Origin of the sequence: Paenibacillus sp. B2(2019) (assembly GCF_008370385.1) — a bacterium.
Taxonomy (GTDB): domain Bacteria; phylum Bacillota; class Bacilli; order Paenibacillales; family Paenibacillaceae; genus Paenibacillus_AQ.
Window position 1 is genome coordinate 21257 of sequence record NZ_VTZR01000013.1, and the last position, 19051, is coordinate 40307.

At 38.8% G+C, this 19051-nt stretch carries 14 protein-coding genes; 1 reads left to right on the forward strand and 13 read right to left on the reverse strand.

Annotated features, from left to right (window positions below; genetic code table 11):
• Positions 1–3: 3 nt before the first annotated feature.
• The 9 genes from rfbC to PAENI_RS11020 are packed head-to-tail and all read right to left on the reverse strand — an operon-like array spanning position 4 to position 8972.
• On the reverse strand, positions 4–555 hold the full coding sequence (gene rfbC, locus PAENI_RS10980) for a dTDP-4-dehydrorhamnose 3,5-epimerase (RefSeq protein WP_149645266.1): 552 nt from the start codon (positions 553–555) through the stop codon (positions 4–6).
• Between the two features lie 19 nt (positions 556–574).
• Positions 575–1318, reverse strand: coding sequence for a sugar phosphate nucleotidyltransferase (locus PAENI_RS10985; RefSeq protein WP_149645267.1), 744 nt, complete (start codon positions 1316–1318; stop codon positions 575–577).
• Positions 1315–2454 carry a DegT/DnrJ/EryC1/StrS family aminotransferase gene (locus tag PAENI_RS10990; protein WP_149645268.1) on the reverse strand — a complete coding sequence of 380 codons (1140 nt, stop codon included), beginning with the start codon at positions 2452–2454 and terminating at the stop codon, positions 1315–1317. Before PAENI_RS10990 ends, PAENI_RS10985 begins: the two co-directional genes overlap by 4 nt.
• Before the next feature lie 24 nt (positions 2455–2478).
• Positions 2479–3165 carry a PglD-related sugar-binding protein gene (locus PAENI_RS10995; RefSeq protein ID WP_149645269.1) on the reverse strand — a complete coding sequence of 229 codons (687 nt, stop codon included), beginning with the start codon at positions 3163–3165 and terminating at the stop codon, positions 2479–2481.
• 12 nt (positions 3166–3177) lie between these two features.
• Positions 3178–4284 (reverse strand): glycosyltransferase, encoded by a 1107-nt coding sequence (locus PAENI_RS11000; protein WP_188114528.1) that lies wholly within the window; start codon positions 4282–4284, stop codon positions 3178–3180.
• Between the two features lie 14 nt (positions 4285–4298).
• A complete protein-coding gene (locus PAENI_RS11005; protein WP_149645271.1) occupies positions 4299–5210 on the reverse strand; it encodes a glycosyltransferase family 2 protein in 912 nt (303 codons plus the stop codon).
• Complete coding sequence (locus PAENI_RS11010) at positions 5203–6825, reverse strand: class I SAM-dependent methyltransferase (protein ID WP_149645272.1); 1623 nt, start codon at positions 6823–6825, stop codon at positions 5203–5205. Before PAENI_RS11010 ends, PAENI_RS11005 begins: the two co-directional genes overlap by 8 nt.
• Before the next feature lie 17 nt (positions 6826–6842).
• Positions 6843–8153: an ABC transporter ATP-binding protein gene (locus tag PAENI_RS11015; RefSeq protein WP_149645273.1), complete on the reverse strand. Its 1311-nt coding sequence runs from the start codon at positions 8151–8153 to the stop codon at positions 6843–6845.
• Positions 8154–8168: 15 nt separating this feature from the next.
• A complete protein-coding gene (locus tag PAENI_RS11020) occupies positions 8169–8972 on the reverse strand; it encodes an ABC transporter permease (RefSeq protein ID WP_149645274.1) in 804 nt (267 codons plus the stop codon).
• Between the two features lie 156 nt (positions 8973–9128).
• Here PAENI_RS11020 and PAENI_RS11025 point away from each other — a divergent pair, with 156 nt between their 5' ends.
• Entirely contained in the window at positions 9129–11882 is a 2754-nt protein-coding gene (locus PAENI_RS11025) for an O-antigen ligase family protein (RefSeq protein ID WP_149645275.1), read from the forward strand.
• A 72-nt stretch (positions 11883–11954) separates the two neighbouring features.
• Here the strand turns inward: PAENI_RS11025 and galU are convergent, their stop codons facing one another.
• The 4 genes from galU to PAENI_RS11045 all read right to left on the reverse strand — a co-directional run bounded on the left by galU (position 11955) and on the right by PAENI_RS11045 (position 18937).
• On the reverse strand, positions 11955–12842 hold the full coding sequence (galU, locus tag PAENI_RS11030; protein ID WP_149645276.1) for a UTP--glucose-1-phosphate uridylyltransferase GalU: 888 nt from the start codon (positions 12840–12842) through the stop codon (positions 11955–11957).
• Between the two features lie 315 nt (positions 12843–13157).
• The gene (locus PAENI_RS11035; protein WP_149645277.1) at positions 13158–15680 is read right to left on the reverse strand and encodes a U32 family peptidase; all 2523 of its coding nucleotides are present in this window, start codon (positions 15678–15680) and stop codon (positions 13158–13160) included.
• Positions 15681–15886: 206 nt separating this feature from the next.
• Positions 15887–17800: a stalk domain-containing protein gene (locus tag PAENI_RS11040; RefSeq protein ID WP_149645278.1), complete on the reverse strand. Its 1914-nt coding sequence runs from the start codon at positions 17798–17800 to the stop codon at positions 15887–15889.
• Positions 17801–17827: 27 nt separating this feature from the next.
• Positions 17828–18937, reverse strand: a complete 1110-nt coding sequence (locus tag PAENI_RS11045; protein ID WP_262495577.1) for a S1C family serine protease — start codon at positions 18935–18937, stop codon at positions 17828–17830.
• Positions 18938–19051 lie beyond the last annotated feature (114 nt).

Below are 19051 nucleotides of genomic sequence, written 5' to 3' on the forward strand. Positions count from 1 at the left end.
TGTTTACATTTCGAAGTTTAACTCCGCATCCTTCAGTAAAGGATGACGTTGATCTTTATCCGATAATATCGCACTAGAAGTTGGCCAATCAATACCCAGTGCTGGATCATTCCATAATATGCCACGATCATTCTCAGGGGAATAATATTCGTCCACCTTATATAACACTTGGGTATTAGGTACCAATGTACAGAAGCCATGAGCGAATCCTTTCGGAACAAGCAACTGTCGCTTATTATATTCGCTAAGTATTACACCTACCCATTGCCCAAAGGTAGGCGAGTTACGACGGATATCAACAATCACATCGTAAATAGCACCCGATAAGACACGAATTAACTTAGTCTGAGATTTGGGATTAAGCTGGTAATGGAGACCACGCAAAACACCCACCTCAGCAGATAGGGAGTGGTTGTCTTGAATAAAATTATGAGTTATACCTAGCTTGTTCATTATTTCTTCATTATAACTTTCCATAAAAAAACCACGATTATCACCATGAACCACAGGCTCTATTAAATTTGCACCAAACAGTTGAAGAGGAATTACCTTCATAGCCTCTCCTCCTTCACCATTATAATTTCAGCTTACCGAACTCATTTCCAAACACAACAGATTGTGCTAGTTCATTCGCCTTAGCTAAGGATACATGCGTACCTGCATCTGTCCACCAACCTTGCAGAATATCATAGGTTAACTCATCTCTTACAATATATGCATTATTTACATCTGTGATCTCTAATTCACCACGTGCGGATGGCTTTAAGGTTTTAACTATTTCAAACACATGACTATCAAACATATAGATACCGGTTACTGCGTAATTCGATTTTGGTTCAGCCGGTTTCTCTTCAATTGAAATAATTCGCCCATTACGAAGTTCTGGAACACCAAATCTTTTGGGATCAGATACTTCTTGAATCAATATTTTAGCCCCTTGTTTTTGATCAACAAAGTTCTGTACATATTGCGTAATATCATCTTCAAAGACGTTATCTCCAAGTATTACAACCATTTGATCATTACCAACAAATTGCTCAGCTAAATCTAAAGCTTGTGCAATCCCACCTGCTTCATCTTGTACTTTATATGTAAAGCACACGTCCATTTCACGACCACTACCTAATAGGTTAACCACATCACCCATATGCTCTTTACCAGTAACAATGAGGATATCATTTATTCCAGCTTTTTTTAACTTATATACGGAATGAAATATCATAGGATATTTACCTACAGGTAGCAAGTGTTTATTAGTAACTTTAGTCAAAGGAAATAGACGAGAACCAGTACCTCCAGCAAGAATTATGCCTTTCATAATGACCTTCTATGAATCATATCTATATTTTTACATATTAAATCAACTATGTCATAACTTAAATCAGGATATATAGGTAGAGTTAGGATGTTATCACTTATTTTCTTAGCATTAGGCAATTCAATATTTGAATACTCCTCTTTAAAACAACTATAATCAGTTGCCAAAGGATAAAAGTATTTTCTAGTGAAAATATTATTATCCCGAAGGATTTCATATAGAGTATTTCTGGATACTCCGTACTTTTCTTTATCAATTACAATAGGAAAGTAAGAGTAGTTATAAACTATATTTGACTTTTTGTAATCCAGAAGACTTATTCCTGGAATCTCCCCAAGTAAGTCTACATATTTTTCTGTTACCAGTTTTCTCTTTTCAATATTTTCCTGAATATGATTTAAATTCACGAGTCCCATTGCTGCTTGGAACTCATTCATTTTTGCATTATACCCAACAATTTCAACAGTTTCAGGACCGCTAATACCAAAGTTTTTATAAAGATCAATTATTCTTTTATATTCGTCATTTTTATACACTAATACTCCACCCTCAATTGAATGAAAGAGTTTCGTAGCATGAAGACTAAACATCGAAATATCTCCGAACTGACTTATAGGTTTACCATTAATCTCAACCCCAAATGCATGTGCAGCATCATATAATACTTTTAAATTGTATTTCTGAGCAATCCTCTCAATAGCGTCTACATTACATGGAGTTCCAAATACATGTACGGGCATTATAGCACTCGTATTTTCATTAATAAGTGCTTCTATTTTGGTACAATCAATATTATAGTCACTTAAATCTATATCACAGAAAACTGGTTTTAAATTATTATTGACAATAGCATGAGTTGTTGAAGCAAATGTAAACGGAGTAGTTATAACCTCACCAGTGATCCCTAAAGTCTTAATGGCTGTTTCTAAAGCCAAATGTCCGTTTACGAGAAGACTAACATTATTGATGGATAAAAAATCAATTAGCTTTTTCTCGAATTCTTGGTGCAACTCTCCATTATTCGTAATCCAAGAATTATTCCAGAGACGTTCAATTTCTGCAGTAAACTCCGAAAAAGGAGGCATATAAGTCTTTGTTACATTGACAGGTGTTTCTAATTTAATTAATTCATTCATTATGAGTTGCCCTCCACTTATAAATCATGTAGACATTTTTGTTGCAGCCTTAGAAATAACTATTGTAGAATCCTCAACATTCTTAATTATTATTGCCCCTAACCCAACAATACTTTTATTACCTATATTAGTTTTTTCTCTAATACAAGCTCCTGCACCAATTAATGTTAACTCACCTATAGACACATTCCCTGAGATGACTGCTGCAGGATTAATAGTGCAGAAATCACCAACCGTAGAATCGTGACCAATATTACAGGATCGATTTAATAATATAAAATTCCCTAGTTTCACATTAACAGTAAGATTTACTCCTGAACAGATTACATTTCCATACCCCATATTATTATTAGAACTTTTAGACAATTTAGAGAGAGGGTGTATTAAATTAGGAAAAACAATATTCGATTTATTTAAATCCATAATTTCTTGATATATCTTTTCTTTAACCTTTGGATCCGCTAAACCAATTATCACACCGATTACCGGGAATTTGTCGCTATACCCGGAAAATTCCATATTAGAAGTAATAATCTCTACGTCTTCAATAGATTTACCAATTTCATTTGGATCATTAGTCACAAAACCAACCAAATGATATATATTAGTATACGAATAATCATTTATTTCATCTATTAAAGCTTTGATTTCTTTAGCACACCCTCCAGTACCATAAATAACAATCGGTAATCCATTCCACTCATTTGACATGCTTACCGGCTCCTATTTTTTAAAAAATTTCCTGATCGTTGAATATAGGTTTGTATCTTTTTGTATTTTCCGTTTAGCACTTTCCACTACTACCTGATGAAATGACGTTTCAAACACATCAATAATATCAAGTTTACCAGTATATGCGAAGAAATCATTGGCACTAAAATTATACTTTTCTTTTAAAACTCTTCTTGTGTTTTCATTTTTCAAAAGAATGCTAAGTTTTCGTAAACCAATAAGAACGTAAATAGGTTTTATATCAGGAGATATTTCTTTTAAATAAGCGAATGCTTTTTCACATTCAATTTCTTCTTTCGTATATAAGGCGTTCGATTCATCTAGAAAACCTTCAACAAAATCTTCGTCTTTTATTTCATCAAAAAAGTTACTCATAATAATAAAAAGCTCATTTTTATTCCTAATTCTATTTTCATAAGTAACAGAACTAGTATTCATTTCATTAGATAATATTCTAAAGTTAACTAATTTTTCTTCCATTACATGAATATTGAATTTTTTAATAACATTTATCCACATTGAAAAATCCGGTAATTGCCTCAAACTCGGATCATACAATCCAACTTCGTTATATACTTCCTTTTTAATAAGCATCGATGGATGACAAAAGCAATTTAATTTATAAAATAATTGTTTTAACCATTGCCCAGAAGACTTATTGTTTTGAGTGAATGCATCTGCCCAAAAATAATCTGTTTTTGATAATACTCTTCCTGCTTCATCAATGAAATTGGCGTCTGAAAAAACACAATCCACACTATCACTTTCTTCTAAAAAGTGCACTTGTTTCTCTAATTTATCTATTTCCCAATAATCATCTGAGTTTAATAAAGCAATATACTCTGATGATGAGTTTATTATTCCATGATTAAGTGTATCAACTGCTCCCTGATTTGTTTCAAATCCATAAAATTTAATCCTGGGATCTTCATATTTCTTTATCACATCTACAGAGTTGTCAGGTGATGCATCATCAATAATTAGTAATTCAAAATTTTGATACGTTTGGTTTAAAACACTCTCTATAGCTTTTCCAATGAATTTTGAATGGTTATAGGATGGAATAATTATAGAAACTTTCGGATTAATACTTTTCAATTTCTGCACCTGCTCTATTTATAAAATTTTGGGGGTATTATACCTTTTAAGAGAGATGTTGCAAATGGAGGAAGGTATTTCTTTACTTTTTGTTTAATACTCTCTTTACTAGTAATAATCAAAGGACCATCTATATTATCTATTCTATCCTGAAGTCTTCTTTTATGAGCATTGAACTCTTCATGATACAGACCATCTAGATATTTATCATACTGCTCTATCAAGGAAATAGTATCTTTCAACTTTTCCAATTCCTTCTTTTGACTCCAAGTCCCGTTCGGATGCAAGCGATACACAGACATCACTTCTGGGAGATAGGCAATCAGTCCATTCTGGGCTACCATTATATTCGTCATCCAGTCATAAACTGTCAACTCATATAAAGAGCTATCTAATTGCTTCAAATACTTAGCCTTATATACGCAAGTAGAGAAATTACCTATAAAATTGTCCAGTACAAGTTCAGAGACTGTGATCAACTGGAAACTATGATCCCAATTCCAAGGTTGAACATTATATCTCTTTTTCTTCATGTCATGTACCACAAATTGATTAAAGGTCATAACACAAGCTTTATTAGACTCTAGAAAATCCACATGTTTTTGGATTTTCAAAGGATCAGTCCAAAAATCATCACCTTCTAGAATAGCTATGTATTCTCCCTTACATGCAGCAAAGCCTCTCTTATAGTTTAGCGTTATCCCCAAATTACTCTCATTAGCTAAAATTCTAAATTTCCCAGGATGATTCTCAGCATATTGCTGAATTATACTCATAGTACTATCTTTTGAGCAGTCATCTGCTACTACAATTTCATAATCAAACGTCGTTTCTTGTTCTAGAATACTGTCTATTGCTTGATTGATATAACTCTCGTGATTATATGTCACCAATAGAATACTACATTTTGTAATTGAATCAGTCATTTTTTCTTCTCCTTAATTTATCAATGATTGGTTCTAATCTTGTTATTAACTTATAGGCCTTTCTATTCTTAATAGCTTCGATTTCTTTTTCTAATTCACTTTTCTCTTTTGAAATCCCCAAATTATTCAACTCGATCATTTTAAGTACTTCATCTTTCTTCTTAAACTCATCATCAAACCAATTTTCTCGTGACTCATTCATTTCTTGCATTTCTTGATTTCTCTGTATCAGATCTTCATTTGTTAAATTTAAAGTCTTAATCCTTCTTTTGAGAGTTTGATTCTTCATCCGTAATTTATTTACAAAATTCATATATTTATATTTAGTATATTCCCAATCACTATTCGCTTGTAATTTTGAAATCAAATCCTCTGATATATCTAATACAGGAGTACTATATTTAAGTAGACACGAAACTGATCTAATATAAGTGCCTTGCATAACCTCAATAACAATTTGAGGGTCATTATTAAGAAACATATATTGGTTATTCTCTGTAGAGAAAGCATTTGAACTCAGTGTATATTCTTTGTTTTTTAAATTATCTTGATTTGTTAATTCTAAATCTAAAATTTCAATAATGCACTTAGTAGCAGAAGGATCTATTCTAATCTTATTGGTTAAAGCAGGAAGATCGAAATTAACCTGAAATATTTTTTGGGATTTTTCCACTTTAAAAGATTCACTTTTTGATTCACTGTACCCCTGCCCATCATCCCAGTATATTTGAAGGTATAAATTACCTTTATCAAGATCACCTCCATTTTTTTTGTTGTTATCTGCATTCATTTTACGAGTTGACATAAAGTCAATCATATTTTCATGATGCGATATCATTGCATAATCTTCCGAGGTCATTTCTGCACTTATTTTTTTGAAAAGCGAAGGCAAGTTATCAATTCTTTTTTCGAATCCATTTTTGCCATATATAATAAACGTACGTACTGATTCTTCATTATTAAAATCTTTATAAAATAATTTTTCATTGTAAAAACTATTTACCGTATTCCAGTACTCATATATATCAGGATGTAATCCTGTCTTAAATTCCATTTGCATAAATTTCTCGAACAGAAAAATAGAAGCATGGTTAAATTGATTCCACTCTCCATTAAATTCATCCATCTTATCTTTAATTAATTGAAAATCAGGCAAACCATTTTCCTGATGTTCTTTACTCCATAGTATTTCACCATTATATAAATAATGAAAAAAAGCACCTAATCTCTCTTCCACTTCCTCTATCCCGTTATTTGTAAACGGCGCTGAAATTATAAATCCATATTTAGATACTCTTTCAATTTCAGATAAAAAATCATTTCTCTTTTTCGGAGGAATATGTTCAAGGACATCCAGCCCAATAACAAAATCAAAGTGATTATTATCAAAGCTAAGGTTAGTAGCATCACCTTGTATGAATGATGGATCATTTAATAACTCTTCAGGAAGGAGTAAATCCAAATATTTTATATTCTTATTTTCAACAAAATTCTCTAAATTCTTATGTTCATTCGCCCCTACTTCCAGAATAGAAAGCTCAAGTTCTTTAATCCCCAATAATTCAAAAATAATCTCTACCATCTTATAACGTTGAAATTGATGAAATGGAATCACAACTCAAAATTCACCTCCTAATTAACTCTACTTATCTGTATTTCATTTGGAATATACAACTTGTTCCAGATCTTATAAGGATCCCTTTCGCGCATTTCAAATATATATGAGTTCTCTGTATAGTCTACGAATAACGATGTTCTATTTTTTATAGTTGAGGTAGAAAGAACAGTAGAAAAATTATACATTCCTTCTACTAAGGGTAAGCGCGTTTTGAATTCAATGATTATCTTCTGACCTGCTTCGCCAGATATTTCGCCGATTTCCTCAATCAAAGTATTACTACCTAAATATTCGATGTTTTGTTTATCTCTAATATGATACCCAACAGAAATTTGACATTTTTTATCAAATTTTATATGCATTCTAATTTTAATTTTGTCATTAAAATCAGCTGTTATAACTGGATTATTGTTGCTATCTAATACTTCTAACTCTGTTAAAATTGCATCACGGGTTCCCTGCCTAAAATATTCCACTTTCTCCATAAACTCAGCATTCTCTTTGAAGACAAGTTTGTCATCCAGAGAAACCTCATCTAGATGGTACAGTTTATCTTCCGAGTTCACTCTCCCCTTAGTATTATTGTTCATTTGATCTCTAACATATTTAGCATACATATCTACTACCTTTTCAGCGTCTCCGTAAGCTTCAAGATTTCCATTTTTTAAATATATAGCCTTTTTGCACAAGGACTTAACAGAGTTCAAATCGTGACTTACGTATAAAACTGTAACTCCCTGGAGAAATAATTCTTTCATTTTTGTGATACATTTCGCTTGGAAATACATATCTCCAACACTCAGAGCCTCATCGACTATTAAAATATCAGGTTGTACATTGATAGCAACAGAAAAGGCTAACCTCGCAAACATACCACTACTATATGTTTTAACTGGTTGATAAATATACTCACCTAGTTCTGCAAACGAGAGGATTTGCTCAAGTCTTTCTTTTATTTCTTCTCTTTTAAAACCCATCATCAAACCGTTTAAATAGATATTTTCAATACCTGTATACTCAAAGTTAAATCCGGCACCAAGCTCCAAAAGTGCAGCTACTTTTCCATTCACTTCTGAGATACCACTTGATGGCGTTAATACTCCGGTTATAATTTTCAACAAAGTTGATTTACCAGAACCATTCTCTCCAATAATACCTACAATATCTCCCTTATCTATAGTGAAATTGAGATTCTGAAGAGCATGGTGCTCAGAATACAATGTCTTCTTTCGATAAAATAAAGACTCCTTGAGCCTATCCATAGGAGTTTTATATAGTTTATAAGTTTTGCTGACATTTTGAGCGCTGATCGCTATAGTTTCCATTTCCAAACCACCTTATCAAAGCACATCAGAAAGATGTGGTTTAAGTTTTCTAAATACTTTTATTGATATAGCAAAATTAACTATCACTACAAATGCAAAGTAAAGTGTCAATTTGTATTTCTCATAAAACCAAATTTTATTAATCATAGAATCTCGAAAACCTTCTACGATATAATAGAATGGATTTAATTTAAACAAAAAAATCATATGCGGAGACAAAACATCTACAGACCAAAGAATTGGCGTTAACCACATACCAAACTGCAAAATAATAGACAATACGTACGAGAAGTCTTTAAAAAATGGAGTAATTGCTGCAGTTAACCAAGATATACTAGAAATGAGAATTATATTACATAGGGTATAATATATAATTTGAACTGAAAAAAAACTAATTGGATAACCATAACTAATAAAAAAGGAGAATAAGATTATAATGAAAAACAGATGTACTAAGAATGCCGAGAATATCTTTACCAATGGTAATAATTCAATTCTAAAAACAACCTTCTTAACTAAATAATTATACTCTAAGAAACTATGTGTCGCTGTTGTTAATGCTTCAGAAAAATAGAACCAAGGTATAATCCCAGATACAAACCATAAAACGAAAGGTGCGTTTAAATCAGCCGGGGCGCTGACCTTCAAACCCTTTTCAAAAACAAACCAATAAACCAGTATAGTAACTAATGGCATTAGTAACGCCCATAACAATCCAAAATATGAGCCTGCATATTTTGATTTGAAATCATTAATAGCTAAACTTTTAGTTAAGGAACATATATTTTTGATCCTCTTAATGTACGGTTCTTTCCTCATTTGTGCGTCTCCTTAGTAAAATCATATATATATTATTATTGCATTCAATACCAATACATTTATTATTAATGTATTTATTATTAATGATAAAAAGTAGTTAGGTCGCCTTACATATGTTAAAATATCCACGTACCTACAGGAAAAGGAGATTATAACGTGTCGAAACCAGTATACGGTAAAAACGCCGCTCAGTCGAGAAATGTTGAAAAGATAGCAATTCCGATCTGGGCATTGGTTGTTGCTTTCATTTTATTTTTGTGTTGGGCCCCATTTCAAGTGGGATTATTTAACGGACAACAATTAGACTTCGAGAAGCCAATCTATGTATCAGCACTACTAAGCGGCCTTTTGCTGCTAGTCTGCCTTGGCTTATACTACAAAAAATTCAAACTAGATGAACAGAGGGACTTAGTAGCTTCAGCTTCTATCTTACTGCCTCTGACCTACGCTTTATCATTGTTTGTCGCAGTTTCGCATTATACGGCGATGAATATGCTGTTTATTCAGAGCATGTATGTTGCAGTCTTCATTATAGCCTTTTATCTCTTGAAGCAAAAGCAAGTAAATGTTGTCATTCAAAATGCCATTCTAGCAATTGCTTATTTCATAGTAGGGTTTGGACTACTAAATTGGTTGGGGAGTAACAAACTAGCGGGAGCTCTAGTGGGTTGGTTCTCAAACACCGTAAGAAATAATATCTACTTAGATGCAGTAATGACGGACTCTAACGGACTTCGTCTGACTTCGATCTTTCAATATGCGAATACATACGCTGCATTCTTAATGGCCTTTCTCTTTGTAGCAATATTCGTGCTTATTCGCTCTAAAAAATGGTATGGAACGTTGACTCATGGCTTTATGTTAGTGCCCATCATTGTGTCGATCTTGTTAACCTTATCTCGCGGTGGCTTGGTCCTGCTACCTGTAGTATTCATACTTCTACTTCTGTTCCTAAAACCTGCACAGCAAATCCTTTGGATTCTGCATCTAGGAGTTGCCGGTATTGTATCTTTGCTCATTACGACACCCGTAACTAATCTAGGAATAGAGTTAAACGCGAATTTCACTTCTTCTTCCGCTTTAAAAGGTTGGGCATATCTATTAGGAGCTTCACTAGTTGTGGCTGGCCTATCTTGGGTCATTCAGCGTTTTGTCGCTCCATGGCTGCATAAGAAGCTGAGTAATTGGTCTTCACGTAAACGGACAAGCCTTTGGATTCCGCTCGGATCTGTCGCTCTAGTAGCAATTGTAGCTTTCTTACTTATCGGTACGAGTGCAAAAAGTATCTTGCCTGATAATATGGAGACTCGTCTTGAGAACATCAATTTCCAACAACATAGCGTACTTGAACGGATTACTTTTTATAAAGATGCCATGAAGGTAGTTAAGGATTATCCAATCCTTGGTGCTGGTGGCGGAGGCTGGTCCTCACTATATGAGCACTATCAGAACAACCCTTACACTAGCCGGCAAGTGCACAACTTCTTTTTACAATACTTGATTGAGGTTGGCATCATTGGTTTCATCGTATTTATGGGGTTCATTTTGTATATTTTCTATAAGTATATTCGTGGGTATGTGAAACGCGATAAAAATGATTTTGAGAATGGTTTCTTTTATCTAATCATTGCATTATCCATTCTTGTGCATAGTCTACTTGATTTCAATATGAGTTATGCCTTTATGGGAATACTCGTTTTCCTTGGACTTGCGGGCATGGCAGTTGTAATGGATAGCAAACAGCTACGTAAAAGTTGGAATAAAACTGGTTTGCGGCTTGGATATTCCGCTGTTCTCACGGTAGGCACTATATTCTTGCTATTCCTCTCGATTAGCTATATCGGTTCCAGTAATGCTGCTCTAAAGGGTAAGAATCTGATTAGAGTAAGTACTTCATACGAAGAAATTAAAGCACCGCTGGTTGAATCTTTAAAAACCCGTCCTAATCATCCTGAATCCGCCATCTCATTATCTGCTTTGGATATGACGGTATTCAATCAAACGCAAGATGAGCAATTTCTTGAAGAGGCTCATAATGTATTAACTCGAGCACTAAAAGATGAGCCGTACAACAAATATCTTTTAGCTCAAATGGTGAGCTACTATGATTTAAAAGGTCAAAATGATCTTGCATACGGTGTTTACCGTGATAATGCTGATAAGTTCAACTGGGATATTAGTTGGTATGATACTCTCATCAGCCGTTCCTTTGCATTAGGTCAGCAAGCCCTTAACCAAAAGGATGAGACAAAAAAACAAGCGTATTTCAATGAAGCTCAAGAAGCATATAATCATGTTCTCACTGGTATAGAACATTTGAAGACTCTTCCACCAGAACAATTGCAAGGGCGTCCTTTCTCAGTAACACCAACTATCGCTTTAAACGTTGGAAAAATGCAACTTTTATCCGGACAAGAGGATGCAGCCAAGACAACTCTGAAGCTTAATTCGGATCCTAATTACACGGATATAATGAACGGTGAAACTCCGTGGGATATAAATTGGTACAGTTCACTAATCAGCCGTTCATTTGATTTGGGGCAGGCAGCTTATGCACAACAAGATAATCCAGATAGAATAGATAACATGAAAGCGGGCTTTGTCGTTGGGCTTTTGGCCTATAATCAGGTACTTGCGGATAATGATCCTTCGAAAACATTTACTCCGGATGTAACACTGAAGATAGCAAAAATGCAATATATGTCTGGACAGATACAAAAAGCAATCTCTATCTTGAAACCGGCCTTAAGCCAAGATTTCGCAGATGCAACGAATCGTGAAATTGCCCGTTGGTACCTTGCTGCATTGACGAAAACTGGTGGCGAAGATCAGGCGATATACAATTCACTGATCGCAGCTGATCCTGCGGAAGCAGCACAAATCGAGGCCATCGCAAATTCACAATTCTAAAACAGAAAGAAATCAAAAAAGCGCGCCGCTGTAATTACAGCGGCACGCTTTTTTCAATGATATGAGTTCTATTTAAAGCCCTGCCTTAGCAACTTCACTATCTATAAGCTCTTTCATATATCGAAGTAAATCATCTTTAAGCTCTTCATGCTGAAGTGCATAATGAATGGTGGTCTGAATGAAGCCCATCTTCTCACCAACGTCATGACGTTTACCTTCAAAGTCATAAGCAATAATCCGCTCTACTTCACTTAATCGGGAGATGGCATCCGTAAGCTGAATCTCTCCACCTACACCTACCTGCTGCTCGCCAAGCATATCGAAGATACGTGGAGTTAAGATATATCGTCCCAAAATCGCTAGATTTGAGGGGGCTTCTTCTCTCTTAGGCTTCTCTACTAGACGATTTGCCTTGTAGACACGTTCTGCCAAAGGCGAAGCGTCTACAACACCATAACGCGATACTTCTTCCCATGGAACGGGTTGAACGCCTACAATTGAAGATTTATATTCATCATAAACATCTATCATCTGTTTGAGGCACGGTTTATCCGCTTCAACGATATCATCACCTAGCAGAACAGCAAACGGCTCATTTCCAATGAATTTACGTGCACACCAAATCGCATGTCCAAGACCTCTTGGTTCTTTTTGGCGAATGTAATGGATATCAGCCATTTCGGAGGATTTGCGAACGGATTCAAGAAGTTCCCACTTCTGCTTTTCTGCTAAGTTAAACTCTAGTTCAAAAGAGTTGTCGAAATGGTCTTCAATCGCACGTTTCCCTTTCCCCGTCACGATAATAATATCCTCGATTCCCGAAGCAACTGCTTCTTCGACAATATATTGGATCGTCGGTTTATCTACTATCGGTAGCATTTCTTTAGGCATTGCTTTAGTTGCAGGCAAAAAACGGGTACCAAGACCTGCAGCGGGGATAATGGCTTTACGGATCTTCATCACATTAACTCCTTCTGTCGGTTACTCTTCCATCTTAAATACTCTGTATAGTAAAATGGCATATTTCCTTTAATTATAGCAGTTATAACAGATTAATGTCAGAGTGTTTGTTATATTTGTATATCTATTCCAATCAAATCGGAGAGGGAGAAATTATATAAGTCTTTTACAAGATCCCCCCCTTTGCTAACTCTCACCTATATATTATCTAGTATATGCAAGTAACAAAGAGGACGAGAGGGTATCTACAAAAAAGGGCCAAGCAACACCAGAGCACCCTCCGGTAGTCACCTAGCCCTATACCTTTAACCCTTATTACTTCGCGTTAACCAATTGTCCCCGTGTAACCCCCAGCTGGTTGGTAGCCTTCAAGCTCTTCCATACCTGTGTACCAGAGATTTCGCCACGAAGTGCGCGGCTATAGAGGCTAATTACCTCAGCCACTTGCTCTGGTGTCTCTTCCAGGAACTCCACGCGGTACGAGGATACGCCTAGATCACGGAAATTATTCAAATACTCCGCACCGGACTGTTCAACTGCATTATAGACGGTATTACGGCAGCCTTCATCCACACGAACTGGATGTGACATTCCAATACGGTCTTGCAAAGAAGCGCGATGTTCTTCACATGGACGACCACAGTTCGTAAAGTCTGTGCCTTCACTCATGAAGGTACAGTATACACAGTGCTCTGTGTGGAACATCGGCAAATGCTGATGGATTACGATCTCCATACGAGAGGTATCACTATGTTCAAGCAGGTCGACCATCTGTTGAATGTTCAAGTCATAGGATGGTGTTACCATGTCACAGCCTGCCTCAAGGAACAGATCCACTGCCTTATGATTGGCAATATTCAATGAGAAATCGCCGATCAGGCGTGGATGCACGGCATCAGGCTGCTCTTGGCGGCGGCGCAGATAATAATACAGCGCGCCGGTATTGCGTACTAACACGGCATCAGGCTGCAGGCGCAGAATATTGGCGTGGTAGCCGTTCTCACCCGGCATATGAATGCGCGGTGTGGCCAGCGCGATGCTGGCCCCTGCAGCCCGTACCGCATCTACCGCTGCCGGGAACTGCTTGATAAACTCGAAGTCGGCGTAGATGTTTCTCACGCCGGCCTCGAGCGCAGCCTGCACCTGCGGCAGGCTGCGGCACAGCGCGGTGAGCTCCGCTTCACCAGCGCGCTGCGGAGCGACACCCCTGCGGGTAGCGTCGCCGTAGACCTCGATCGCCCGTTTCACGTACACGGGCGGTTTCGGGCGCTCGCCCGCAAGCAGCTCCACCGCTTGGCGGCGGATGCTGTTCAGCTCGCGCATAGGGACGATCACGTCGCCTTGCAGATGCGACTCTAGCGCGTCAAGCTGGAACACGGTTCCGCCCAGGCGGCCGAATTGTTCTTCCAGCAGCGCGGCATCCATCGGACGCTTTTGCGCTGTTTCCAGCGCGAGCTCCGAGTCCACACGGACGGTAACGTTCTTCTGAACGTCCGTCCACCAGGTGGTCAGCTTCTCGCCGACGCAGCCCTGCACTCGCACATGTACCGGGAATACCCGGTACGGCTTCTCTGTCTCATAAGTCTGGCGCAGCGCCTTGTCTAACGCAGGGTCATTTGTCTTCCAAATGCGGTCACCGACATTTAGACGACGCAGATCCACATCATTACGACCGGCTACGATGTCGATGATCCAGCCTTCTCCGGCTTCACCTTCGAGCTTCACACCTTTACGACGAAGGTCGTAAACGCGTCCGCCTTCTTCTTTTTTCGTCGGATCCCCTGCATCAAACACGATTCCGTCTCCCCGCTTAAGAGGTGCATGAATACGGCAGACAACGCCATCACGAAGAATTTGTTCAACCGTTCCGAGATATACACCACGGCTTTTCGGGAAAGTGCCGTCTACGAGCTTTTTATTGTTCGTTCCATCTAGGAAACCATGCGTGAAACCGCGGGAGAAGCTTTGTTGCAGTTCACGAACTTCTTCCTTCGATGGTTTGGACATATCGCCATCAAAATACCGATCAATTGCCTTACGGTACTTACTAACTACATTCGCAACGTATTCCGGGCTCTTGAGGCGCCCTTCGATTTTGAAAGAAGTTACACCCGCCTCGATCAGCTCAGGCATAAGATCAATAGCTGCCAAATCCTTAGGAGAGAGCAAATAAGTCACATCACCCATTGGTTTAACTTCTCCATCCACCATCAGATCATAAGGCAGACGGCATGCTTGGGCACATTCTCCACGGTTGGCGGAACGTCCACCCCACATTTCCGAAGTTAGACATTGACCCGAATAAGAGACACATAAGGCTCCGTGCACGAATACTTCCATCGGCAGACGGGCTTGTTCCCCAATCGTCTTAATTTGCTTCAGATTGTTCTCACGACCGAGTACCACACGTTCCAAACTGAAAGGCTTAGTGAACTCGACCGCCTCCGGTGAAGTAATGGTCATCTGCGTCGAACCATGAATCGGGAAATCCGGTGAGATTTCACGGATCATTTTGACCAAACCTAAATCCTGTACAATCACTGCGTCCACGCCAGCATCTACACAAGCGTCAATCAGTTCTTTCGCATCAGACAATTCATTTTCAAAAACCAGTATATTAAAGGTCAGGAAACCCTTCACACCATAGCTATGCAAAAACGCCATAATTTCCGTCAGCTCGTCCATGCGAAAGTTATTCGCTCTCGCCCGTGCATTAAACTTCTCTACGCCAAAAAAGATAGCATCCGCTCCGTTCGCTACCGCCGCACGCATGCAGTCCCAGTCACCTGCAGGTGCCAATAGCTCCACGTCTTCTCTGCGTATTTGTTGCTCTTTCATTTATATCCTCCCAAACCGCCATGTGGCGGGTCATTTCTAGTTGATTAACTTGATAATTGTATCAAATATCACATCTCAGCGCCATGTGTTTACCAACATTTATATAAAGAAAAGAACGCCCCATGCCATTTTGGCTACAAGGACGTTCTCATCTAATTGAATTACACTCTACTATTAGTTAGTCATGAACTCCAAACACCTCTAAACTACTCATTCCCTGTAAACCGAAACGACTGCAGCGTTTTATCCAACAAAGCTTGCTGTTCTGCAGTAGCATTGGCATCATTCAGCGTAACAGTAATCGTGTAGACCACCTCATTTTTACCAAAAATAACGTGCTTACTGCGGAGAGGAACACCATTCTTGATTTGATGCACAGTAAGGATCGTAGCAGGAACACCAGCAAAGGTAGACTCCACTATACTTTCAATGCGAGGACCTTTAGGATCATTATTTTTATTCTGATAAGAATCTTTGAGCATATTCACCGCATAATCGTCTGAGCTTTCAGGTTTCGAGTTAATCTGGAAACGTCCTCCGATGAACCGATACTCTACCAACTGTGTCTCGAATACATCTTGATCGGGTGTCCATAAACGTGGAATGTCGATGGCATAGCCGTATCTTTTAGATACTTTGGTTATCGTTTTATTCTTGATTGTCTTATAGTCATCGCTAGCGAGTCGCCCGAAGTTCTCCTTCAACAGATCAAAATCAATATCAATAGAGGATATAATGGCTTTAAATTTGGCCTTATCGTCTTCTTGTCCAGCAGGTGTCACATATTCGAAATAGTAACGGTACCCATTCTTGAGTACGAGTGCCTGATATTCTGTCGCCCAACCGTTGCCGAAATTCAGCTGTGTCTCACTTATTTGCGCAGGTACGCCGGAGATTTCAGACTTCATGCTATCCTTAAAAACATAAGCGTCCGCTACAAAGTTCTCCTGCGTTTTTGTCTTCAACTCTTCAGCCCAGCTCTCTAGTGTAGAACCAGCAGGTGCCGATGTAATCGCCACACTCAAATGACTTCCTTGTTTGCTTTCATAATAAAAATGCTGGTCATCCTTAGTCCAAGCGGCAGGAACCTGTAGTGAGATACCATAGTCCTCATTATAAGCTTCACTTAAGCCATTCTTTACGGTAGAGAGATCACGGATTTTGTTATCTTTAGTGTCAAAAGAGGGCCGAAAAGAGCTCAGTAACCCCGCATATTTGGCTAAATCCTTATAATTAGTGGCTTTCTCATCTGTCAAATAAATCTCGTAAAGTCTACCTTCAGCATAGATCAGCCTGTTTTCCCAGAGTGCTCCGCTAGAATCTTTACTGACCAATCGTGCATAGGGTACAGAGGCTTTCGGGAACGACTCCCGGTCTAATATCAGTTCACTGCCTAACTCGACTTCCCGGACTAGTTGTTCTAATAGCCCATCTGCATCAACAGCAACTGCCTGATCACTTGCATGAATCTCCAAATAATAAAGATTGTCCGCACTGGAGAAGGTAGCCACACTCTCATCACCACCGCTATTTCCAGTAATCAGTCCAGAAGGATAATTTAGTGTCCATTGAAAATAACTGTTCCCAATTTGCGTCTTCCCCACATCGCTATCAATACCAGTATCCACTGGCACATCGCCTTCATTATCTGCAGGAACTAAGGTAATGATCAGCTCACCACCGTTACCCTGGGAGAGGGTTGCACCTAGTACACTCGCCACAAAACGCAGCGGCACCATCAACACACCTGAAACCATCCGAGGCGCGGAGGTGAGTTTAACTTTAGTCTCATCCTTCCAGGCACTAATACTACCAATCGTCATTAACCCTGTATGAGAGCCGTACGTTACTTTCACTACATCATTTCCTTCTAAGGAAACCGTGCTGCCAAATGTCTTTTTAAAAACCCCGAGCGGTACCATAACCGTTCCGTTCTCCATATAAGGCCGCTCGATAGTCACCTTCTTGCCATTCACCGTAGCAGAAGTACTGCCAACTTTAAGACTCAACTGCAGCTTGTCTGTTTCTGCTGCCCGTGCGGTTGGTATCGGTAATATAGAAAATAGCAATAATAAGGCCAGCATCGCACACAATCCTTGTTTTAAAACTTTAAAGCCCATTTTCCGTCCCCCTCTCGAGTTTCCTGATCACTCTTCCGTATGCTCGTCTCCATCTGCTCCTGAACCCTCTTCACTTAATAGGGGATCACCCTGAGTGAGTACCAGCTTACGGATGACGATATCCCCATCACTTTGCATAACCAGTCGTACCGTTGTACCTGGAGAATAGCTTTTAAACAATTCATTAATATCAACTAGTGAGACCACACGGTGGCCGTCAATGCTGTACAAGACGTCGTCTTCGGCAACACCCGCCTTGCGTGCTTCAGCAGAAATCACTTTGGTTACAGTCAGGGGATCAAGCGTTGGCAAGCCCACAATCGAGGACCAACTCGGCTCTAACTCCAATCCAAGACTCGGGTGTTTTACTTCACCGTACTTAAAAAGCTGGTTCATAATATACTGTACGGTATCCGACGGTATTGAAAAGCCCATATTCTCCACGCCCACCGCTGAGTATTTCAGACTGTTTATTCCCAACACTTCGCCCTTCATATTCACTAGCGGGCCCCCGCTATTCCCGGGATTAATCGCTGTGTCACTTTGGATCAGACGATAAGCCGCAGCTACTTCACGGTTAAGGCCACTTATAACCCCTACGGTCGCTGAATTCCTTAGAGAAAAGCTAATCGGTGTTCCGACGGCCACTACCTTCTCACCAACAACGGTTTTGCCGGTCGATGGAATAAACTTTGCAGGTTTAAGGGAGGTGGCATTGATTTTGATCAGGGCCAGATCACTAACTTCATCTAGATATGTTTCTTTAATGCTGTAGGTTTTGGAGTCCGACGTCACTACCAAGGCATTCTGCAGATCCTTGATGACATGTGCATTGGTTACAATCCATCCATTCGATTTCACAATAATGCCAGAACCATGCGTCAGATTGTATCGATCATCCGGTCCGCTAGCCCCCCCACTATCGTCTTTGCCGATAATGCCCACTACGGAGGGGGTGATACTTTTAATAATCCCTGGTACGGGGTCTTCCGCTGCTGTTGAATTTTTGATTTTGTCTCTCTGGATTGTGGTCGCCGCGCTAACCGTCTTAGTCGTATCACCCAACGCATAAACCGACTCACTCCATACTCCTGACAGCAACAAACCGCACAGCAGCAAGCCCATTCCTTTCTTCACCAGCTTCTCCCCAATCCTCATCAACCTTCACCAGACCCTCTCTCTGCGAATGGATTAATTTTACATTATATAATTTGAAAAAAAGACACCTTCAATGCGCCCACGGCGTTAAAG